At 73.6% G+C, this 19,287-nt stretch carries 21 protein-coding genes; 11 read left to right on the top strand and 10 right to left on the bottom strand.

Annotated elements, in window-relative coordinates:
- Window positions 1-59 precede the first annotated feature (59 nt).
- Window positions 60-623: an NAD(P)H-dependent oxidoreductase gene (locus ACIBBD_RS11945; RefSeq protein WP_399419209.1), complete on the bottom strand. Its 564-nt coding sequence runs from the start codon at window positions 621-623 to the stop codon at window positions 60-62.
- 117 nt (window positions 624-740) lie between these two features.
- Between ACIBBD_RS11945 and ACIBBD_RS11950 the strand changes: the two genes are divergently transcribed.
- From ACIBBD_RS11950 to ACIBBD_RS11965, 4 genes are all read left to right on the top strand, one after another.
- Window positions 741-1,391: a TetR/AcrR family transcriptional regulator gene (locus ACIBBD_RS11950; RefSeq protein ID WP_399419210.1), complete on the top strand. Its 651-nt coding sequence runs from the start codon at window positions 741-743 to the stop codon at window positions 1,389-1,391.
- Between the two features lie 146 nt (window positions 1,392-1,537).
- On the top strand, window positions 1,538-2,587 hold the full coding sequence (locus ACIBBD_RS11955) for a LacI family DNA-binding transcriptional regulator (RefSeq protein ID WP_399419211.1): 1,050 nt from the start codon (window positions 1,538-1,540) through the stop codon (window positions 2,585-2,587).
- Between the two features lie 57 nt (window positions 2,588-2,644).
- Complete coding sequence (locus ACIBBD_RS11960) at window positions 2,645-3,823, top strand: 4-hydroxybenzoate 3-monooxygenase (RefSeq protein WP_399419212.1); 1,179 nt, start codon at window positions 2,645-2,647, stop codon at window positions 3,821-3,823.
- A gap of 30 nt (window positions 3,824-3,853) precedes the next feature.
- Window positions 3,854-5,290, top strand: a complete 1,437-nt coding sequence (locus ACIBBD_RS11965; RefSeq protein ID WP_399419213.1) for an aldehyde dehydrogenase family protein — start codon at window positions 3,854-3,856, stop codon at window positions 5,288-5,290.
- Between the two features lie 27 nt (window positions 5,291-5,317).
- On the opposite strand, the gene trxA is transcribed toward ACIBBD_RS11965, so the two are convergent.
- The gene (gene trxA, locus ACIBBD_RS11970) at window positions 5,318-5,701 is read right to left on the bottom strand and encodes a thioredoxin (protein WP_399419214.1); all 384 of its coding nucleotides are present in this window, start codon (window positions 5,699-5,701) and stop codon (window positions 5,318-5,320) included.
- A 156-nt stretch (window positions 5,702-5,857) separates the two neighbouring features.
- Here trxA and ACIBBD_RS11975 point away from each other — a divergent pair, with 156 nt between their 5' ends.
- Window positions 5,858-7,276 carry a dihydrolipoyl dehydrogenase family protein gene (locus tag ACIBBD_RS11975; RefSeq protein ID WP_399419215.1) on the top strand — a complete coding sequence of 473 codons (1,419 nt, stop codon included), beginning with the start codon at window positions 5,858-5,860 and terminating at the stop codon, window positions 7,274-7,276.
- Between the two features lie 8 nt (window positions 7,277-7,284).
- On the opposite strand, the gene ACIBBD_RS11980 is transcribed toward ACIBBD_RS11975, so the two are convergent.
- The gene (locus tag ACIBBD_RS11980; protein WP_399419216.1) at window positions 7,285-7,929 is read right to left on the bottom strand and encodes a peptide deformylase; all 645 of its coding nucleotides are present in this window, start codon (window positions 7,927-7,929) and stop codon (window positions 7,285-7,287) included.
- Window positions 7,930-8,088: 159 nt separating this feature from the next.
- Between ACIBBD_RS11980 and ACIBBD_RS11985 the strand changes: the two genes are divergently transcribed.
- Complete coding sequence (locus ACIBBD_RS11985; protein ID WP_399419217.1) at window positions 8,089-9,486, top strand: PepSY-associated TM helix domain-containing protein; 1,398 nt, start codon at window positions 8,089-8,091, stop codon at window positions 9,484-9,486.
- 176 nt (window positions 9,487-9,662) lie between these two features.
- Here the strand turns inward: ACIBBD_RS11985 and ACIBBD_RS11990 are convergent, their stop codons facing one another.
- The 4 genes from ACIBBD_RS11990 to ACIBBD_RS12005 all read right to left on the bottom strand — a co-directional run bounded on the left by ACIBBD_RS11990 (window position 9,663) and on the right by ACIBBD_RS12005 (window position 12,248).
- A complete protein-coding gene (locus tag ACIBBD_RS11990) occupies window positions 9,663-10,028 on the bottom strand; it encodes a tetratricopeptide repeat protein (RefSeq protein ID WP_399419218.1) in 366 nt (121 codons plus the stop codon).
- A gap of 286 nt (window positions 10,029-10,314) precedes the next feature.
- Complete coding sequence (locus tag ACIBBD_RS11995) at window positions 10,315-11,280, bottom strand: pirin family protein (RefSeq protein WP_399419219.1); 966 nt, start codon at window positions 11,278-11,280, stop codon at window positions 10,315-10,317.
- Between the two features lie 18 nt (window positions 11,281-11,298).
- Window positions 11,299-11,790 (bottom strand): hypothetical protein, encoded by a 492-nt coding sequence (locus tag ACIBBD_RS12000; RefSeq protein WP_399419220.1) that lies wholly within the window; start codon window positions 11,788-11,790, stop codon window positions 11,299-11,301.
- Window positions 11,791-11,792: 2 nt separating this feature from the next.
- Window positions 11,793-12,248: an ATP-binding protein gene (locus tag ACIBBD_RS12005; RefSeq protein ID WP_399419221.1), complete on the bottom strand. Its 456-nt coding sequence runs from the start codon at window positions 12,246-12,248 to the stop codon at window positions 11,793-11,795.
- A gap of 150 nt (window positions 12,249-12,398) precedes the next feature.
- On the opposite strand from ACIBBD_RS12005, the gene ACIBBD_RS12010 reads away from it, so the two are divergent.
- Together ACIBBD_RS12010 and ACIBBD_RS12015 are read left to right on the top strand one after the other, a co-directional pair.
- Complete coding sequence (locus tag ACIBBD_RS12010) at window positions 12,399-12,620, top strand: DUF397 domain-containing protein (protein WP_399419482.1); 222 nt, start codon at window positions 12,399-12,401, stop codon at window positions 12,618-12,620.
- 97 nt (window positions 12,621-12,717) lie between these two features.
- Entirely contained in the window at window positions 12,718-13,638 is a 921-nt protein-coding gene (locus ACIBBD_RS12015; RefSeq protein ID WP_399419222.1) for a helix-turn-helix domain-containing protein, read from the top strand.
- A 21-nt stretch (window positions 13,639-13,659) separates the two neighbouring features.
- Here ACIBBD_RS12015 and ACIBBD_RS12020 read toward each other — a convergent pair whose 3' ends face one another.
- Window positions 13,660-14,478: an SAM-dependent methyltransferase gene (locus ACIBBD_RS12020; protein ID WP_399419223.1), complete on the bottom strand. Its 819-nt coding sequence runs from the start codon at window positions 14,476-14,478 to the stop codon at window positions 13,660-13,662.
- A gap of 194 nt (window positions 14,479-14,672) precedes the next feature.
- On the opposite strand from ACIBBD_RS12020, the gene ACIBBD_RS12025 reads away from it, so the two are divergent.
- The 3 genes from ACIBBD_RS12025 to ACIBBD_RS12035 all read left to right on the top strand — a co-directional run bounded on the left by ACIBBD_RS12025 (window position 14,673) and on the right by ACIBBD_RS12035 (window position 16,840).
- Complete coding sequence (locus tag ACIBBD_RS12025) at window positions 14,673-15,365, top strand: transcriptional regulator (RefSeq protein ID WP_399419224.1); 693 nt, start codon at window positions 14,673-14,675, stop codon at window positions 15,363-15,365.
- Entirely contained in the window at window positions 15,362-16,336 is a 975-nt protein-coding gene (locus ACIBBD_RS12030; protein ID WP_399419225.1) for a threonine/serine dehydratase, read from the top strand. Before ACIBBD_RS12025 ends, ACIBBD_RS12030 begins: the two co-directional genes overlap by 4 nt.
- A gap of 144 nt (window positions 16,337-16,480) precedes the next feature.
- Window positions 16,481-16,840: a cupin domain-containing protein gene (locus ACIBBD_RS12035; RefSeq protein ID WP_399419226.1), complete on the top strand. Its 360-nt coding sequence runs from the start codon at window positions 16,481-16,483 to the stop codon at window positions 16,838-16,840.
- A 28-nt stretch (window positions 16,841-16,868) separates the two neighbouring features.
- Here the strand turns inward: ACIBBD_RS12035 and ACIBBD_RS12040 are convergent, their stop codons facing one another.
- Window positions 16,869-18,233 (bottom strand): VWA domain-containing protein, encoded by a 1,365-nt coding sequence (locus tag ACIBBD_RS12040; protein WP_399419227.1) that lies wholly within the window; start codon window positions 18,231-18,233, stop codon window positions 16,869-16,871.
- Window positions 18,230-19,087 (bottom strand): AAA family ATPase, encoded by an 858-nt coding sequence (locus ACIBBD_RS12045; protein ID WP_399419228.1) that lies wholly within the window; start codon window positions 19,085-19,087, stop codon window positions 18,230-18,232. Before ACIBBD_RS12045 ends, ACIBBD_RS12040 begins: the two co-directional genes overlap by 4 nt.
- Window positions 19,088-19,287: the final 200 nt, after the last annotated feature.

Raw genomic sequence — 19,287 nt, forward strand, 5'->3', positions numbered from 1 at the left:
CGGGCACGCCGAAGGGGTCCGGGAGGAAGCCCCGGACCCCTTCGGCGTGGTCAGGGCCTTCAGGCGGCCGCGGCCTCGCCCGCGTGGCCGTGCAGCCGGGCGACGACCTCGGTCAGCTGGGCGGCGACCTCGGCGTCGTCCACCGGGTGGGTCTCGGCGAAGCGGGTCAGCGAGCCGGGGATGGAGAGCTTGAGGTCCTCGATCACCTTGCCGCCGGCGATGCCCACGGCCTTGCGGGCCTCGTCCTGCGCCCAGACGCCGCCGTACTGGCCGAAGGCGGTGCCCACCACGGCGACGGGCTTGCCGCCGAAGGCGCCGGCGCCGTAGGGGCGGGACAGCCAGTCGATGGCGTTCTTCAGGACGGCCGGGATCGTGCCGTTGTACTCCGGCGAGAAGAGCAGGAACGCGTCGGCGGCCCGGGCGGCCTCGCGCAGCTTGGCCGCGGCGGCCGGGACGCTGCCCTCCACGTCGAGGTCCTCGTTGTAGAAGGGGATCTCGGCCAGGCCCTCGAAGAGCTCGACCTCGGCGCCCTCCGGAGCGACCTTGACGGCGGCCTCGGCGAGCTGGCGGTTGGTGGAACCGGCGCGGAGGCTGCCGACGAGCGCGAGGATACGGACAGACATGGGTACTCCCAGGGGCTGAAACAGTGCCGTTACGATCCGGACCGGGGTCCGTTTAAGGTTGTATCACTCTAAGCGGACCGCGGTCCAGTTTCATTCCCGGTGCTTTACGCTGTGTTCATGTCCGCCGTTCTGCCGCCCTTCCACGGGCCCGAGGAGACCGTCGGCGAGCCCGAGCTGCTCCAGCTCGGGCCGGCCGAGGACGAGCCCTGCCTGCGCGCCGACGCGGCCCGCAACCGGGCCCGGCTGCTGGACGCCGCCGCCCGCCTGATCGCCGAGCACGGCGCGGCCGCGGTCACGATGGAGGCGGTGGCCGCGGCGGCCGACGTCGGCAAGGGGACGGTGTTCCGCCGCTTCGGGGACCGCACCGGACTGCTGACCGCGCTCCTCGACCATTCCGAGAGGAAGTTCCAGGCGGCCTTCCTGAGCGGCCCCCCGCCGCTCGGGCCCGGCGCCCCGCCGGTCGAGCGGCTGCGCGCGTTCGGCGTCGCCCTGCTGCGGCGCTCGGTCGACGAGCTGGACCTGCAACTGGCGGCCGAGCCCGACGCGGACCGCCGTTTCGTCGTCCCGGCGCGCCGTGTCCTGCACGGCCACCTCGCGATGCTGCTGCGGCAGGCGGCACCCGAGGCGGACGCCGAACTGCTCGCCCACACGCTGATGGGCTACCTCAACCCCGTCCTGATCCACCACCTGACCCGCCAGTGCGGCCTGCCCCAGGCCCGCCTGGAGGCCGGCTGGAACGACCTGGTCGACCGGGTGACGGGCGGCTGACGCCCGCACCCCACCCCGCCCGGCGCCCGGGAACCGGCCGGGATCCCGTCCCGCGCCGAGCCCGCGCCCACCCCCGCCCGGCGCCCGGGATCCGGCCGGGACCCCGTCCCGCCCCGCCCGGCGCGCCGGACCCCGTTTCTGCCAAGATGCCGTACGTCATGGTGCAGATACCGAACACGCCCGCGCCGACACCGTCGTCGGCGCCGCGCTCCGTGCCCACGAGCGCCGACGTGGCCCGCCTGGCCGGCGTCTCCCGCGCGACCGTCTCCTACGTGCTGAACAACACCAGCGCCGTACGCATCAGCGAACCCACGCGCCGCCGGGTCCGCCAGGCCGCCAAGGAACTCGGGTACGTCCCGCACGCGGCCGCCCGCAGCCTGCGCGCGGGACACAGCCGCATGGTCCTCATACCCGCCCCGCCCGTCCCGGCGGGCCCCCTCTACAGCCAGTTCGTGCACGACTTCCAGAGCGCGCTCGGCCGCCTCGACTACACCGCCGTCCAGTACGGCGCCGGCGGCCTGCACGGGGACGACGCCGCCCGCGCCTGGGCCGAGCTGCGGCCGGTCGCCGTCCTGGTGCCCGGACCCGGCCTCGGCCCGCGGGGCGTCGCCCTGCTCAGGCGCTCCGGCACCCGCGCCGTGGTGACGCTCGGCTCCGAGCCCGTCGAGGGCGCCCACGCCCTCCTCCTGGACCACGCCGGCGCCGGCCGCAGCGCCGCCGGGCACCTGTACGCCCGCGGCCGCCGCCGTATCGGCGTCGTCGTCCCCCGGGAGTCCGGCCTGCGGATGTTCTCCGCGCCCCGCCTCGCCGGTGCCCGCGCGGCGCTGCACGGCACCGACGCCACCGTCACCGAGCTGCCCCTCGCCTACACGGAGAAGTCCGCGGCGGCCCTCGCCGCGCGCTGGCCGGACCTCGGCCTGGACGCGGTCTTCGCCTTCAACGACGAGTACGCCATGCTGCTGATGCGCGCCCTTCAGGACGCGGGCGTGCGCGTCCCCGAGGACACGGCCGTCATCGGCGCGGACGACCTCATGCTCGGCCGGCTGCTGCGCCCCCGGCTGAGCACCGTCCGGATCGCGCTGCCCTCCGGACGCGCCCTGGCCGGGCTGGTCGACCGGGCGGTCCGCAACCCCGGTGCCGCGCCCGAGTCGCACGAACTGTTCGAGGCCACGGTGGTGCACCGCGACTCCACCTGATGCACTGGAGGAGCGCGACTGCGCCCGCACGACCGCCGCACCCAGGGGAGGCATGCCATGCGCACGACGGTCGGCATCATCGGCGGCGGTCCCGCCGGGCTGGTCCTCGCCCGCTTCCTGCACCGCGCGGGCATCGACTGCGTGGTCCTGGAGAGCCGGACACGGGAGTACGTCCTGGGGCGCCAGCGCGCCGGAATGCTGGAGCAGGGCACGGTCGACGCCCTGCGCGCGGTCGGCGCCGCCCGCCGCCTCGACCTCGAGGGCCTGGTCCACCACGGCATCGAGCTGCGTTTCGACCGGGAACGCCACCACATCGACTTCCCCGTCCTCACCGGTGGCCGCACCGTCACCGTCTACGCCCAGACGGAGCTGGTGAAGGACCTGGTCGCGCTCCAACTCGCCGCCGGGCCACCCCTGTTGTTCGCGGCGGAGGCGCTCGCGGTCGAGAGGCCGGAGAGCGACGCACCCGTCGTACGGTTCCTGCACGAGGGCCGCGAACAGACCCTCGTCTGCGACTGGGTCGTCGGCTGCGACGGCTCCCACGGCGTCGCGCGCGCCGCTTTCCCGGCCGGCGCCGGGCGGACGTACACGCACGACTTCCCGTACTCCTGGCTCGGCGTCCTCGCCGATGTCCCGCCGTCCTGCGAGGAGTTGGTCTACGCGCGGCACGAACGCGGCTTCGCCCTGCACAGCATGCGCTCGCCGCGCGTCTCCCGGCTCTACCTCCAGGTCCCCAACGGCACCCGGGCGGACGACTGGCCCGACGACCGGATCTGGGACGAGCTCGCCGCCCGCTTCGCCCTCGACGCCGACTGGACCCTGAACCGCGGCCCGATCACCTCCAAGGCCGTGACCCCGATGCGCGGCCAGGTCCACGAGCCGATGCGCCACGGCCGGCTCCTGCTCGCCGGGGACGCCGCGCACATCGTGCCGCCCACCGGCGCGAAGGGGCTCAACCTGGCCGTCTCCGACGTCCGTGTCCTCGCCCGCGCCTTCACCGCCCTGCACACCACGGGCTCCACCCGGCTCCTGGACGGGTACTCGGACCAGTGCCTGGAGCGGGTGTGGCAGGCCACCCGCTTCTCCTGCGACATGACCAGGATGTTGCACGTTCAACCAGATGGGGATGCGTTCGACCACCGGATGCAGCTCGCCCGGCTGCGCCGGATCACCGCATCCCGCCACGCGGCCGCCGAACTGGCGGCGAACTACACGGGACTTCCGCTCCCCCCGTGAGTCCCGCGGGCCACTGATCGGAGAGCCGTCATGCCGTTGCTCGACCCCACCACCTGGCAGCCCCGCCCCCTGTCCGGCCCCCGGTACACCGTCACCGAACCCGCCACCGGCGAGGAGCTCGGCACGGTCACCCTGGCCGGCGCCGAGGACGTCACCCCCGCCACCGAGGCGGCGCACGCCGCCCAGGCCGAGTGGGGCCGCGTCCCGCACTTCGTGCGCGCCGGGGTGCTGCGCAAGGCCGGCGACCTGTTCGCCGCGCACGCGGAGGAGCTGCGCGAGTGGCTCGTGCGCGAGTCCGGCTCCATTCCCGGCAAGGCCGACTTCGAACTGCACGTGGCCGCCCAGGAGTGCTACGAGGCCGCCGCCCTCGCCTCCCGCCCGGCCGGCCAGGTGCTGCCCAGCGAGGCGCCCCGGCTGTCGTACACCCGGCGCGTCCCGGTCGGCGTCGTGGGCGTGATCGCCCCCTTCAACGCCCCGTTGATCCTGTCGATCCGCTCCGTCGCGCCCGCCCTCGCGCTCGGCAACGCCGTCGTCCTCAAGCCGGACCCGCGCACCGCGGTGTGCGGCGGTCTCGCCCTGGCCGCGGTCTTCGCCGAGGCCGGGCTCCCCGAGGGGCTGCTGCACATCCTGCCGGGCGGGCCCGACACCGGCGAGGCCCTGGCCGCCGACCCGCGCGTGCCGGTCATCTCCTTCACCGGGTCCACCGCGGCCGGCCGGGCCGTCGGCGAGGCCGCCGGACGCCACCTCAAGCGCGCCCACCTGGAACTCGGCGGCAACTCCGCGCTGATCGTGCTGGAGGACGCCGACCTCGACGCGGTGATCTCCACGGCGGCCTGGGGCTCGTTCTTCCACCAGGGCCAGATCTGCATGACCACAGGCCGCCACCTCGTCCACGCCTCCCTCTACGAGGAGTACGTCGAGCGGCTCGCGGCGAAGGCCGACTCCCTGGCCGTCGGCGACCCGCACCGCGAGCAAGTGCACCTCGGCCCGCTCATCGACGGCGGCCAGCTCACCAAGGTGCACGGGCTGGTGGAGGCCAGCACGGGCGCCGGCGCGAAGCTCGCCGCGGGCGGCAGGCACGAGCGGCTCTTCTACCGCCCGACCGTCCTCGCGGGCGTCGACGACCACACCCCCGCCTACACGGAGGAGGTCTTCGGTCCCGTCGCCCCGGTCCGCGCCTTCGCCCACCCCGACGAGGCGGCGGCCCTGGCCGCGGCGAGCTCCTACGGCCTCTCCCTGGGCATCGTCACCCGCGACGCCGCCCGCGGCCTGGACCTCGCCGAACGCATCCCGACGGGCATCGTGCACATCAACGACCAGACGGTGAACGACGAGGCCGTCGCCCCCTTCGGCGGCATCGCCGCCTCCGGCACCGGCGCCCGCTTCGGCGGCGAGGCCAACCTGGAGGCGTTCACCGAGGTGCGCTGGACGACGGTGCGCGGCGACGTGGCGCCGTACCCCTTCTAGGAGCAGCGGGCCGCGCAGGCCCGGGGACTACTGGCCGTCGTTCTGGGCGGCCTGCTGCTCCTCGATCGACTTGCGGACCTCGTCCATGTCGAGCTTGCGGGCCTGCCCGATGACGTCCGCCAGGGCGGCCTCGGGCAGGGCGCCCGGCTGCGCGAACACGGCGACCCGGTCACGGACGATCATCAGCGTCGGAATGGACTGGATACCGAAGGCCGCGGCCAGCTCCGGCTGCGCCTCGGTGTCCACCTTGCCGAACACCAGGTCCGGGTTGTCCTCGGCGGCCTGCTCGTAGACCGGGGCGAACTGACGGCACGGCCCGCACCAGGACGCCCAGAAGTCGATCAGGACGAAGTCGTTGTCGGTGACCGTCTGGTCGAAGTTCTCCTTGGTGAGCTCCACGGTGCTGCTCATGGCGTGATCCTTCTTCCCGGTGCTTCCTGACAGGTGCTTCCTGCCCGGTACTTCCCGACGTGGGGTGAAGCCGTCCGCACAACGCGGCCGGCGGGTCGCGTATTCCGCGCCCCTACCCGTGTGGCCACCCCGCACACCACCCACCAGACTGACCCCATGACGGAAACGGAAAACATCGCGTACGACGTCGTGGTGCTCGGGGCCGGGCCCGTGGGGGAGAACGTCGCCGACCGTACGCGCGCGGCCGGTCTCACCACCGCGGTCGTGGAGAGCGAACTGGTCGGCGGCGAGTGCTCGTACTGGGCCTGCATGCCCAGCAAGGCGCTGCTGCGCCCGGTCATCGCCCGCGCCGACGCCCGCCGCCTGCCCGGACTGCGCCAGGCGGTGCAGGGCCCCCTGGACACGGCCGCGGTCCTCGCACACCGCAACTACTACACCTCGAACTGGAAGGACGACGGCCAGGTCGGCTGGCTGGAGGGCATCGGGGCCGACCTGTACCGCGGCCAGGGCCGCCTGACCGGCCCGCGCACCGTGCGGGTGGGCGACACGGTCCTCACCGCCCGGCACGCCGTCGCCGTCTGCACCGGCAGCCGGGCCGTCCTGCCCGACCTGCCGGGTCTCGACGCGGTCCGGCCGTGGACGAGCCGGGAGGCGACGAGCGCGCAGTCCGTGCCGGACCGGCTCGTCGTGGTCGGCGGGGGAGTCGTCGCCACCGAGATGGCCACCGCCTGGCAGGCGCTCGGCGCGCGGGTCACCCTCCTCGTCCGCGGCAAGGGCCTGCTGAACCGCATGGAGCCCTTCGCCGGCGAACTGGTCGCCGAGGCCCTCACCGAGGCCGGCGCCGACGTGCGCACCGGCACCTCCGTGGAGTCGGTGACACGGGAGAACGGCACCGTCGTGGTCGTCACCGGCGCCGGCGACCGCATCGAGGCCGACGAGATACTCTTCGCCACCGGCCGCGCCCCGCGCACCGACGACATCGGCCTCGACACCGTCGGTCTGGAACCCGGCTCCTGGCTCACCGTCGACGACAGCCTGCGCGTCACCGGCACCGAGTGGCTGTACGCCGTCGGCGACGTCAACCACCGCGCCCTCCTCACCCACCAGGGCAAGTACCAGGCCCGGATCGCGGGCGCCGCCATCGCGGCCCGCGCCTCGGGGACGGCCCGCCTCGACTCCGACCCGTGGGGCGCCCACGCCGCCACCGCCGACCGGCACGCCGTCCCCCAGGTCGTCTTCACCGACCCGGAGGCGGCCGCCGTCGGCCTCTCCCTGGCGGAGGCGGAACAGGCCGGCCACCGGGTCCGGGCCGTCGACGTCGACCTGTCCTCCGTGGCCGGGGCGGGGCTGTACGCCGACGGCTACAAGGGCCGCGCCCGCATGGTGGTGGACCTGGAGGAGGAGATCCTGCGCGGCGTCACCTTCGTCGGCCCGGGCGTCGGCGAGCTCATCCACTCGGCGACCGTCGCCGTCGCCGGCCGGGTCCCGATCGCCCGTCTGTGGCACGCGGTGCCGTCCTACCCGACGATCAGCGAGGTGTGGCTGCGGCTGCTGGAGGCGTTCCGGGACGACTGACCGGCCGCTCAGGGCAGTTCGAAACCGAGCGCGTGCGCCGCCTGCTCCGGCGTCGGCTGCGCCCAGCGCTCCGCCACCGCCTGGTTGGCGGAGAGCGAGCGCAGTTCGGCCCGGTCCAGGTAGAGCATGCCGTCGAGGTGGTCCGTCTCGTGCTGGACGATCCGGGCGGGCCATCCGGTGAACACCTCGTCCAGCGGGCGGCCGTGCTCGTCCTCGCCCGTCAGCCGCACCTCGGCGTGCCGGGCCACGACCGCCTGCCACCCCGGCACGCTCAGGCACCCCTCGAAGAACGCGGCACGGGCGGAGCCGACGGGCTCGTACGACGGGTTGACCAGGACCCGGAACGGCTGCGGCACCCGGCCCCGGGCCGCCCGGACCTCCTCGGGGACCGGCGCCGGGTCCTCGATCACCGCGATCCGCAGGGCGACGCCGACCTGCGGGGCGGCGAGCCCCACGCCCGGCGCCGCGTGCATGGTGACGCGCAGGGCCTCGACGAAGCGGGCCAGCAGCGCGGGCTCGAGCTGCCCGTCGTAGCGCTCGGTGCCGGCGCGCAGGACCGGGTCACCGGCCGCGACGACGGGCAACGGGCCGCCGGGGGCGAGGAGTTGTTCGATCCGCTCGGCAAGGGGGGTGCGGGGACTGGGAGATGCCATCGGGCCAGCATGCCACGACGGCCCCGACGACCCCGGGTGACTGAGTGACGCACGCCACTCCGGTGGCCGGGAACCCGGCGGTATCCCGCTCCGACTACTGGACCGTCACGGCTGAAGAGCCGACGCACCGTCCCCCACCGACCCGGGAGAAGCCCGCCGATGTCCACCGCTCCCCCGACCACCACGGGCGAGGCCCCGCAGCCCGCCGCGCCCGCGCCGACGTCCCGCGGTCCGTGGGCCCCGCTGCGCCCCCTCGTGCTCCGCCTGCACTTCTACGCCGGCCTGCTCGTCGCCCCGTTCCTGCTCGTCGCCGCCGTCACCGGCCTGCTGTACGCGGGCGCGTTCCAGGCGGAGAAGCTCGTCTACGCGCACGAGACGACCGTGCCGGCCGGCGACACCAAGCTGCCGGTGTCCCGGCAGGTGGCCGCCGCCCGCAAGGCGTACCCCGAGGGCACGGTCGCGGCCGTCCGCCCCTCCCCGGCGGACGACGCCACGACCCGCGTCCTGCTGTCCGGCGTCAAGGGCGTCGACGCGACCCACACCTTCGCGGTGTTCGTCGACCCGTACACCGCCGAGATCCGCGGCGGTCTGGAGCAGTACGGCTCCACCGGCGCGCTGCCGCTGCGGACCTGGATCGACGAGTTCCACCGCGACCTGCACCTCGGGGAGAACGGCCGGCTCTACAGCGAGCTCGCCGCGAGCTGGCTGTGGGTGATCGCGGGCGGCGGCGTGGTCCTGTGGTTCTCCCGCCGACGCGACCTGCGCAAGGTCCGGGGCACCGGCGGACGGCGTCGCACGCTCGGCCTGCACGGCACGGTCGGCGTCTGGGCCGCCGCCGGGTTCTTCTTCCTGTCGGCGACCGGGCTGACCTGGTCGCAGTACGCGGGCGCGAGCATCGACGAGCTGCGCACCTCGCTCGGCGGCGCCCCCCCGTCCGTCTCGGCCGCCGCGAGCGGCGGCGACCACGCCGGTCACGACACGGCCTCCGGCGCTGGCGGCGGCGGTGAGCACGGCGTCGGGCTCGACAAGGTGCTGGCCGCCGCCCGCGCCGAGGGCCTCGGCGATCCGGTGGAGATCGTGCCGCCGGCGGACGCGGAGTCCGCGTACGTCGTGCGGCAGGTGCAGCGCAGCTGGCCCACGAAGCAGGACGCGGCCGCGATCGACCCGGCCACCGGAGAGGTCACCGACGTGCTGCGCTTCAGCGACCACCCGGTGCTCGCCAAGCTGACCCGCTGGGGCATCGACCTGCACACCGGGGTCCTGTTCGGCCTGGTCAACCAGATCGCCCTGATGCTTCTCGCGCTGGCGCTCATCCTGCTGATCGTCTGGGGCTACCGCATGTGGTGGCAGCGCGGCCGTGGTTCCGCCTTCGGCCGGCCGATCCCGCGCGGCGCCTGGGCCCAGGTCCCGCCGTACGTCCTCGTCCCGCTGATGGCGGTGATCGCCGTGCTGGGTTACTTCGTGCCGCTGCTCGGCATCCCGCTCGCCGCGTTCCTCGTCGTGGACGTCGTCCTCGGCGAGATCGCGCACCGGCGGGGGCGGCGGGCGTCCGCCTGAGGCCGGTCCGGCGGATCATGCCGCAGGCGCGGGGAGGGGCACCGGGCGCACCGATCCCCGCTCACCCGCGCCGCTGCATGACCGGCGTCTCCCGCGACCTGATCCGCCGGACAGGCCCTGGCCACGCGGACGGGAGCGGCCCGGCGGTGTCCACAGCCGGGCCGCTCCTCGTGCCGTCAGTCCTCCGGGAAGTCGCCCGCCAGCGCGGAGGCGAGGCGCAGATGCGGTCCCGCCTCCTCGTGGCGTCCCTGCCGCTCCAGGGTGCGGCCCAGCATCAGCCGGGCGTAGTGCTCCACCGGGTCGCGCTCGACGATGATCCGCAACTCGTCCTCGGCACGCCGCAGCTGGGCCGAGTGGTAGTAGGAGCGGGCCAGCAGCAGCCGCGGTCCGGTCTGCTCCGGCACCTCCTCGACCAGCCCGGTCAGGACCCGCGCCGCGGCGGCGTAGTCGCGCGCGTCGAAGAACAGCTGCGCACGCTCCCAGCGCTCGGCCGGCGTTCCGTGGGCGTAGTACGCGGTGTCGTACGCAGCCTCGTATGTCATGTCCACTCTTGACCTCCTTCGAGGCCGACAACCGGGCTTGATGGTTGAATATTCCACTACTCTGGGGGTCGGCGCGGAGGTGAGCGCGGTCAGTTCCGCGTTGGCCCGCTCGGTGACCAGCGCCAGGACGCGACCGCCGGCGGCCAGGTCCCCCGCGGGGACGCCGGCGTGGATCCGGGCGGAGATCTCGCCCGTCTCCGCGCGACCGCGGCGAACAGCTCGCGCCCCGCCTCCGTGGACCGCAGCAGCGGACCCTCGGCCGACAGCAGCCCCGGGCGAGGAGCGTTCAGCGCACCCGGCCGCGCGGCCTGAGGGGCGTCGCGGGCAGCTCGGGCGCGGGCAGGGGAGCGCCGTCGTAGCCGTGCACCTCGCCGAAGCGGGCGCCGGTCATCCAGTCCTGGCGGGCCTGTTCGATCTCCGCCTGGCTGCGGCCGACGAAGTTCCACCACATCACGAGCTCCTCGGCGAAGGGCTCACCGCCGAGCAGCATCAGCCCGGCGTCGGACTCGGCCCGCAGGGGCAGTTCGGAGCGGCCGCAGCCGAGGTAGAGCATCGACCCCGGCAGGACGGGCACGCCGTCCACGCGCACTTCGCCGGACATCGACAGCACGCCGTACTCGAAGTCGGGAACGAGCGGCACCCGTACGTCGGCGCCGCGGGTGAGCGCGAGGTCGGCGCCCAGGATCGGGGTGTACGCCGTGCCGGGCGAGGCCGCGCCGTCGAGGTCACCGAGGATCACGGTGGCGGTGAGGCCGGGAGCCGTGACCGTGGGCAGCGCGCAGTGGTGCTCGAAGCGGGGCTCGGTGTGCCGGTGGGCGTCCGGCAGCGCGACCCACAACTGGGCGCCGTGCAGCAAGGGGGCGTGTGCCTTGGGGCTCTCCTCGGAGTGGCTGATCGCGCGCCCCGACGTCATCAGCCCCAGCTCGCGCGGGCGGATGGTCTGGAGACTGCCGGTGGAGTCGCGGTGCAGCACCTCGCCCTCGTGCAGCCAGCTGACGGTCTGCAGGCCCATGTGGGGGTGCGGCGGGACCTGCATGCCGGGCTCGTCGGCGATGTCGTCGGGGCCGTAGTGGTCGACGAAGGCCCAGGCGCCGATCATCCGCCGGCCGAGGTTGGGCAGCAGCCGGCGCACCTCGCTCGACTCCCCGAGCCTGACGTGCCGGGGGCTCAGCAGCTCACGGACGGGCTCGGCGACGACGAATCCGCGGCCGCCGCACACGCTGGGTACGGGAGCGCGGTCAAGGTTGCTCATGGCGCACAACCTAGCGCTTCACCGGTCGGTCAGCGTGGCGGCCAGTTCCCTGCTGGCCCGGACGAGCTCCCGGTCCGGTTCGTCGAGCAGATGGCGCAGGACGCCGCGCTGGGCGTGGACGGCGTGCCGGGCCTCGCGCTCCCACTCCACGTAGTTGTCGCGGCGGCGCAGCAGCTTCGGGTAGGCGGCGGCCGTGGTCTCCCACTGGCGGGCGTCGGCGATGCTCTTCAGCAACTGCAGGATCTCGACGCGGCAGGTGACCTGCGGAAGCCGGACGAGCTCCCAGAGGAAGGGCACCGTCGCCGCGGTGGCCTGGCCCACCAGGAAGCCGTACTGGCAGATGCGCCGGCGCAACTGGCCGAGCGCGGAGCGGGCGGCCTCGGCGTCGCCGCGGGCGACGGCGGTCAGCAGGAACGGGATGGCCGCGGCGCAGCCGGTCGAGTCCTTGATCTCGGGCCACGGCACGTGGCCGAGGTCCTCGAGTGGTGCGGGTCTCTTCGTGGGAGTCATCTTCAGACGTGGGAACGGGTCGGCAGCATGGCCCAGACGGTCTTGCCCACGGGGGAGCGGCGGGTCCAGCCCCAGTGCTCCGAGAGGGCGTCGACGATGTGCAGTCCGCGGCCGTGCTCCAGCAGGGGATCGGCGGTGTGCGGGTAGACGGGCGGCTCGTCGCTCGGGTCGGTGACGGCACACACCAGGTGGGAGCGGCGCAGAGTGAGTCTCAGCCGTACGTCGGTGTCCTCGGCGGGCAGGTCCGGCAGGGCGTGCAGCACGGCGTTGGCGGCGAGTTCGGTGACGACGGTGAGCGCGTCGTCGGTGCAGTGGTCCAGGGACCAGCTGTCGAGGGTGCGGTGGGTGAAGTCCCGCGCCTCGGCGAAGCCCTCCCGGCTCCCGGCGAGGTGCAGCGTGGCGGTTCTGGCCGAGTCGAGGACGGACTCGGGACTCCGGAACTGCGCAGGTGATGACACGGTGCATCTCCCTGAGGCGACGTCAGGACGGGGCGCCAGAAGTGCGGTTGACGACGTGGTTATTATCCACGCTGACGATGTCCTCGTGCAATTTCACGGGAAATTGCGCGTGAGAGCGAGGAGAGTGCAGTGTCGTCAGTTCCTGGGTTCGTGCCGAACGGAGTGCGGGCGAGCGCGCTGGGCGTCCGCTGGATCAAGAGCAGCCGCAGCAACGCCGAGGGCAACTGTGTCGAGGTGGCCGTCCTGGAAGGGGGGAGCGTCGCGATGCGCAACTCCCGCGACCCCGACGGTCCGGCCCTGGTCTACACGCCGGCCGAGGTGGCCGCGTTCCTCGCCGGCGCGAAGGACGGGGAGTTCGACCACCTGCTGTAGGGACATGCGCGCGGGCTCACATCCTCTGCTCCGTGCGGCCGGAGGGCTTCTGATGCGATAATGCGGACTGTCGTCTGCCGGTCAACGGGGAGTCAGGATGCCTGCCGAGTCGCCTCGCGTCTCCCGTCTCGAACCGTATCTGAACCGGGCCGAACCCGCCCCGACCTTGCTGAAAATGCTGGTCGGTGTGCAGTTGGCGGGCATCCGGGAGGACGCCGGCCTCTCTCAGGAGCAGGCCGCGCGGGCCCTCGGGTTCAGCCCGGCGAAGTTGTCACGGATCGAGGCGGGCAAGGGACGCCGTCCGCCCGCCGAGGCGGATGTCCGCGCGCTCCTCCAGCTCTACCGCTCCGACGAGTACGAGGCGTCCGTGCTGTTGCAGCTGCTGCGGCGCGCGGGGGAGCCCGGCTGGTGGCAGCGGTACGACAAGCGGCTGATGCCCGAGTGGTTCGACCGGCTCGTCGGACTGCAGGAGGCGGCCACGGCGATCCGTACCTTCGAGATCCAGTACGTCCCGGGCCTGTTGCAGATCCCCGCGTACACGCGCGCGGTGGTGGAGCGCGGGCTGCCGACGGCGTCCGCCCGGGAGGTCGAGCGCCGGGTGGAGCTGCGGACGCGGCGCTGCCAGCTGCTCGAGCGGCCCGACGCCCCGCAGCTGTGGGCGATCGTCGACGAGTCGGTGCTGCTGCGCGTCCTGGGCGGCCGCGAGGTGATGCGCGAGCAGCTCGCCCACCTCACGAGGCTGGCCCGGCTGCCCCATGTCACCGTGCAGATCGTGCCGTTGGACGTGACGCACGCGTCCGCGCCCGCCATTCCCGTGACCTATCTGCGGTTCGGCGGATCCGATCTGCCCGACATCGTCTACCTCGAGCAGATCAGGAGCGCCACCTTCCTGGAGGACCGGGACGAGACGGAGGAGTACCGGGTCACGCTCGACCGGCTGGCCGACGAGGCCCTCAACCCCCGTGAGTCGCTCGATCTGTTGAAGGAGACCATGGAGCGGCGCTACCCCGCTCCATGAGCTCGACGGGGTCCGCGCCGGTCAGCGCAGGCGGCCCACTCCGCCGAACTCGATCCACTCCTGGGTGACCTGGCGGGGCGCCACCTCGGTGTCCGGCCGCCAGGTGGAGACCTCCACCAGCCCCGGTTCGAGGATCTCCAGGCCCTCGAACCACTGGGCCACGTCCTTCTCCTGGCGGACCCGGCCCCAGTGACCCTGGGTGGCCTGCGCCATGAAGTCGGTGACGAAGTCCCGCACCCCGGCGTCCTCGCTGACCAGCTGGCACATCACCAGGAAGCTGCCCGGCGCCAGACGTTCGGTGACACGGCGGACCACGGCGGGCGGGCCGTCGGTCTCGTTGTCGGGGATGCAGTGGAAGACCGAGTTGAACAGCACGGCCACCGGCTGCGAGAAGTCGATCAGACGCCTGGTGTCGGGGTGCGTGAAGATCACCTCGGTCTCGCGCATGTCGGCGTGGATGACGCTGGTGCGCTCGTCCTGCTCCAGCAGGGCCCGGCCGTGCACGAGCACCATCGGGTCGTTGTCGACGTAGACGACGTGCGCGCTCGGGTCGATGCGCTGGGCGACCTGGTGCACGTTGTCCTGCGTGGGCAGACCGGACCCGTGGTCGAGGAACTGCCGGATGCCGTACTCATGCGCCAGCGTCCTGACCACCCGCTGCAGGAAGCGCCGGTTGTTCAGGGCGAGGGCGCGGGTGCTCGGGACGACCTTGTCGAGCTGCTCGCAGGCCGCGCGGTCCGCCGCGTAGTTGTCCTTGCCGCCCAGGTAGTGGTCGTACATGCGCGCGGCCGTCGGGACCGCGGCATCGATCTTCGTGGACAGCTGGTTGCCAGGCTGCATCTCTTCCCCCAGTCCCGGGTCGCGCCATGGACCGGCGCGGTCGGCAACCCATCCTAGGGACACGGCAATTGGCGATGCCACCCCTTGATCGGAGTTCCCCCTGAAGGCGGGACGCCGCAGGTCCGGCGGCTGTCCGCCGGGACGGAATCATTGGACTGTTTGTCCAGCGACTGGATTCATGGTCTAATCGCCGCATGACGACCGAGGACCCACGAACAGCGGAGCGGGACGCGATCCTGCGGGCGCTCGCCCCCGTCGTCGACGGGATCGCGGCCACCTTCGGCCCGGTGTGCGAGGTGGTGCTGCACGACTACCGGCGGCCCGAGAAGTCCGTCGTCGCCGTCGCCGGGTCGGTGACCGGGCGGACGGTCGGCGGGGCGATGAGCGAGATCGGCATGCGCGTGCTCGCGCGCGGCGACGAGGCCACCGACGAGCTGAACTACGTCACCCGCACCGGCACCGGCCGGCTGGTGAAGTCGTCGACGATGGTGCTGCGCGACTCCGCGGGAGCGGTCTTCGGCGCCCTGTGCGTCAACGTGGACGTCACCGAGGTCGGCCGGGCGCAGAGCCTGCTCGCCGCGCTCGCCGGGGCCGGCGCGCCGACCCCGGACACGCCGGTGACCACCTTCGGCGACGACATCGACTCCGTCGTGGACGCTCTCCTCGACACCCATCTGGACCAGACCTGGGGCGGCCTCGACCGCGCCCAACGCCTGACGCTCTTCCGGAGCCTGGACGAACGCGGCGTGTTCGCCGTGCGCCGCGCGATCGAGCAGGTCGCCGCCCGCCTCGGCATCTCCCGGGCCTCCGCGTACAGCTACCTGTCCCAGGCGCGGGCGGCCGGTACCTCCGGCGACCACGACACCTCCGAGGGAGCACACACGTGACGACCACACCCCCGCCGATCACCCCGGACGACGTCCGTGACGCGGCCGCCCGCCTCCAGGGCGTCGCCCACCGCACACCCGTGCTGCACTCCCGCACCCTCGACGCGCTGGTCGGCGCCGAAACCCTGTTGAAGTGCGAGAACTTCCAGCGCGTCGGCGCCTTCAAGTTCCGTGGCGCCTACAACGCCGCCTCCCGGCTGACCCCCGACCAGCTCGCCCGGGGCATCGCCGCCTACTCCTCCGGCAACCACGCCCAGGCCGTCGCCCTCGCCGCCCGCGAGCTCGGCACCACCGCGGTGATCGTCATGCCCGAGGACGCCCCGCGCTCCAAGCGGGAGGCGACCGAGGCGTACGGCGCCGAGATCGTGACGTACGACCGCTACACCGGCGACCGGGTGGCCGTCGCCGAGGCCCTGGCCGCCGAGCGGGGCCTCACCCTGATCCCGCCCTACGAACACCCGCACGTCATGGCGGGCCAGGGCACCGCGGCCCTCGAGCTGCTGGAGGAGGTGGGGGAGGTGGGCGCCCTGGTGGCGCCGGTCGGCGGCGGCGGGCTGATCGCGGGCAGCGCGACGATCGCGAAGGGGCAGTACGAGCAGATCCGCGTCGTCGGCGTCGAACCGGAGGCGGGGGACGACACCAAGCGGTCGCTGGAGGCGGGCCGGCGCGTCAGCGTCCCGGTGCCGCGCACGATCGCCGACGGGCAGGCCCTGCACACGCCCGGTGAACTGACCTTCTCGGTGAACCGGCGGCTCGTCGACGCGATCGTCCTGGTCTCCGACGACGAGATCCGCGCGGCGATGCGGTTCGCCTTCGAGCGCCTGAAGATCGTCGTCGAGCCGAGCGGCGCCACCCCGCTGGCCGCCCTGCTCTCCGGTCGCCTCGGCGACCTGCCGCGCCGGGTCGGCGTGATCGTCTCCGGCGGCAACATCGACGCGGACCGGTTCGCGCACCTGTGCGGCGGCCGCTGAGCGGGCGGCACGTCACCCGAATGGCGGCCCTCGAGATGCGGGCGGACGATGAGGGTGTGGGGTCCGGCCGCCACCGGTGGCGTCCAGGCCGGCGGGGAGACCGGGCCGGGCCGCGGGGATCCGTGGCCGGAAGGGAGGAGCGTCATGCTGGAAGTGAAGACGCTCGACAAGCCGGACGAGCGGCGCGATTTCCCCCGCGGCCACCTCGAAGCCGTCCACATGTCGGGCCTGGACTTCGCCGTGGCGACCTTCGAGCCGGGGTGGCGCTGGTCCGAGTCCGTGGGACCGATCGCGGGAACCGAGACCTGCCAGATCCACCACAACGGCTTCATCGCCCAGGGTCGCCTGCACATCCGCATGGACGAGGGCGGCGAGAGCGAAGTGGGCCCCGGTGACGTGTTCGTGTGCCCGCCCGGCCACGACGCCTGGGTGGTGGGCGACGAGCAGGTCGTGGTCTACGACTTCGCGGGACAGATGGCCAAGGAGTACGCCAAGTCGGACTGAGACCGGGCCCAGGGAGAGGCGGGACCCGTCAGACCGGCAGCAACCCGCCCACCAGCGCGCCGAGCTGGTGGGCGTTGCGACACTCGTGCATCGCGACCAGCTCGGCGTAGGCGTACGCGGCGGAGTCGCCCGTGCCCCACTGGGGGCGTGGCTCCGGGTTCAGCCAGTGGACGCGGCGGGCCCGCTCGGTGATCTGCCGGAGCGCCGCCAGGTTGGGGTCGCTCATGTTCGTGCGGGCGTCGCCGAGCACGAAGACCGTGGTGCGCGGGCCGACCGCGCCGGCGTACCGTTGCGCGAACTCGCCCAGGGCGACGCCGTAGTCGCTGCTGCCGTGCCAGCCGGTCAGGGTCGCCTCGGCGCGGATGCGGGCGCCGAGGCCCTCCGGGTCGGCAGCGCCGTGCCGGAGGAGGCCGGTGACCTCGTCGATCCGGTTGACGAAGGCGAAGACGCGCACCTTGGAGAACTGGTCGTGCAGCGCCTGCACCAGCAGCATGGTGAAGTCGGAGAAGCCCGACACCGAGCCCGACACGTCGCACAGCAGCACCAGTTCGGGGCGCGCCGGACGACGGCGGCGCAGCACCGGCCGCATCGGCACCCCGCCCGTCGACAGCGAGCCGCGCAGGGTGCGCCGCAGGTCGATCGTGCCGCGCGAGGCCCGTCGCCGCCGCGCGGCCAGCCGGGTGGCCAGCTTGCGCGCCAACGGCTGAACCGTCCGGCGGAGTTCGGCCAGCCGGTCCTTGCCCGCGTAGAGGAAGTCGACCCGGTCGGCGGTCGGCGCCACCGCCCGCCGGGCGATCTCGTCCCGGCCGCGCCGCTCCGCCACCCGCCGCCGCGCCTCGGCGGCGACCAGCGCCCGGAAGACGTCGATGCGCCGCCGGATCTCGTCCTCCAGCAGCCGGCCGGTGAAACCGTCACCGCCGCCCCGCCGCCGGACGTCGTCCCGCACCCGCGCCAACAGCGTCTGCGGACGCAGCCGTTCCAGCGTCTGGTACGACGACCAGCCGTCCGACCCGGGTGAACTGCCGTAGCCGCCCAGCCCGTCGACCGCCTCCGCCGCCAGCCGGGCCAGCAGCGCCTCGTCGTCGTCGGCGAGCGCGTCGGCGAGCCGGTCGCGCAGGTCGTCCCGGTCCCCGGTCCGCGCCTCGGGCGCGCCGGTGCCACGCGGGAAGTACAGGTCGAACACGGTGTCGAACAACCGTCGCTGGTCCGTCGCGCGCAGCAGCGTCGCGGCCAGGCCCTCCCGCAGCAGCACCCGGTCCGCGAACCCGAGCGCTGCCGCCGCCTCGGCCGCGTCCACCGTCTCACCGGTGCCGATCCGGATGCCGTGCGCGCGCAGCGCGGCGACGAACCCCGTCAGCCGTGCCGCGACGTCCTCTTTCGCGGGGGCCGTCATACGGCGTCCAGGTCGAGCTTCGCGGCCGCCTTCAGCACGTCGTCCTGGTGCTTGAGGATCACACCCAGCGTGTCGCGGACGAGGGCCTCGTCGAGCGCGCCGGCGCCCAGCGCGAGCAGTGTGCGGGCCCAGTCGACGGTCTCGGCGACCGAGGGCGCCTTGCGCAGGTCCATGGCGCGCAGTGCGCCGACCACCCGGACGACCGACTCGGTGAGCGCCGCGTCGATGCCGGGCACCTTCAGCCGGACGATCCGGCGCTCCAGCTCCTCGTCGGGGAAGCCGATGTGGAGGAAGAGGCAGCGGCGGCGCAACGCCTCCGACAGCTCACGGCCGGCGTTGGAGGTCAGGACGACGAAGGGGCGCCGGGTGGCGGTGATCGTGCCCAGCTCCGGGACGGTCACCTGGAAGTCGCTGAGCACTTCCAGGAGCAGGCCCTCCATCTCGACGTCGGCCTTGTCCGTCTCGTCGATCAGCAGCACCGTCGGCCCGTCGCCGCGGATCGCGGTCAGCAGGGGGCGCGGGAGCAGGAACTCCTCGCTGAAGATGTCGGTGCGCGTCTCGTCCCACGTCTCGTCGCGGCCGGCGCTGATGCGCAGCAACTGCTTGGCGTGATTCCACTCGTACAGCGCCCGGGACTCGTCGACGCCCTCGTAGCACTGCAGGCGCACCAGGCGGGCGCCCGCGACCTCGGCGACGGCCTTGGCGAGTTCGGTCTTGCCGACCCCGGCCGGGCCCTCCACGAGGAGCGGCTTGCCGAGCCGGTCGGCGAGGAAGACGGTGGTGGCCACGGCGGGGGAGGCGAGGTAGCCGGTCTCGGCGAGACGCGCGCAGACATCGTCGACGGACGTGAACAACGGGGCCTCCCGGGGCGGGGCGGGGCGACGGCGGACGACAGGCGGCGCGGGGTCCGGGCACGGGGTGATGGGTCCCCGCCCCTCGGACCACCTATCTAAGCGCTTGTTCAGTGCCATGTCATCAGATCGCCGAGGGGTTCTCGGTGCCGTTGTCATCAGATCCGGGAGGCGTTGTCAGTACCGCCCGGTACGTTGCGATC

The organism is Streptomyces sp. NPDC051315 (genome assembly GCF_044455165.1).
Classification (GTDB): Bacteria; Actinomycetota; Actinomycetes; order Streptomycetales; family Streptomycetaceae; genus Streptomyces.

What these genes read in the sequence shown, in the direction of transcription:
- ACIBBD_RS12020 (WP_399419223.1), bottom strand. Translation starts at nt 14,478, where the DNA reads ATGCAGCCTGGCAACCAGCTGTCCACGAAGATCGATGCCGCGGTCCCG.
- ACIBBD_RS11990 (WP_399419218.1), bottom strand. Translation starts at nt 10,028, where the DNA reads ATGACATACGAGGCTGCGTACGACACCGCGTACTACGCCCACGGAACG.
- ACIBBD_RS11975 (WP_399419215.1), top strand. Translation starts at nt 5,858, where the DNA reads ATGACGGAAACGGAAAACATCGCGTACGACGTCGTGGTGCTCGGGGCC.
- ACIBBD_RS11945 (WP_399419209.1), bottom strand. Translation starts at nt 623, where the DNA reads ATGTCTGTCCGTATCCTCGCGCTCGTCGGCAGCCTCCGCGCCGGTTCC.
- ACIBBD_RS11995 (WP_399419219.1), bottom strand. Translation starts at nt 11,280, where the DNA reads ATGAGCAACCTTGACCGCGCTCCCGTACCCAGCGTGTGCGGCGGCCGC.
- trxA (WP_399419214.1), bottom strand. Translation starts at nt 5,701, where the DNA reads ATGAGCAGCACCGTGGAGCTCACCAAGGAGAACTTCGACCAGACGGTC.
- ACIBBD_RS11985 (WP_399419217.1), top strand. Translation starts at nt 8,089, where the DNA reads ATGTCCACCGCTCCCCCGACCACCACGGGCGAGGCCCCGCAGCCCGCC.
- ACIBBD_RS11960 (WP_399419212.1), top strand. Translation starts at nt 2,645, where the DNA reads ATGCGCACGACGGTCGGCATCATCGGCGGCGGTCCCGCCGGGCTGGTC.
- ACIBBD_RS11965 (WP_399419213.1), top strand. Translation starts at nt 3,854, where the DNA reads ATGCCGTTGCTCGACCCCACCACCTGGCAGCCCCGCCCCCTGTCCGGC.
- ACIBBD_RS12015 (WP_399419222.1), top strand. Translation starts at nt 12,718, where the DNA reads ATGCCTGCCGAGTCGCCTCGCGTCTCCCGTCTCGAACCGTATCTGAAC.
- ACIBBD_RS12040 (WP_399419227.1), bottom strand. Translation starts at nt 18,233, where the DNA reads ATGACGGCCCCCGCGAAAGAGGACGTCGCGGCACGGCTGACGGGGTTC.
- ACIBBD_RS12000 (WP_399419220.1), bottom strand. Translation starts at nt 11,790, where the DNA reads ATGACTCCCACGAAGAGACCCGCACCACTCGAGGACCTCGGCCACGTG.
- ACIBBD_RS12025 (WP_399419224.1), top strand. Translation starts at nt 14,673, where the DNA reads ATGACGACCGAGGACCCACGAACAGCGGAGCGGGACGCGATCCTGCGG.
- ACIBBD_RS11955 (WP_399419211.1), top strand. Translation starts at nt 1,538, where the DNA reads ATGCCGTACGTCATGGTGCAGATACCGAACACGCCCGCGCCGACACCG.
- ACIBBD_RS11950 (WP_399419210.1), top strand. Translation starts at nt 741, where the DNA reads ATGTCCGCCGTTCTGCCGCCCTTCCACGGGCCCGAGGAGACCGTCGGC.
- ACIBBD_RS11980 (WP_399419216.1), bottom strand. Translation starts at nt 7,929, where the DNA reads ATGGCATCTCCCAGTCCCCGCACCCCCCTTGCCGAGCGGATCGAACAA.
- ACIBBD_RS12035 (WP_399419226.1), top strand. Translation starts at nt 16,481, where the DNA reads ATGCTGGAAGTGAAGACGCTCGACAAGCCGGACGAGCGGCGCGATTTC.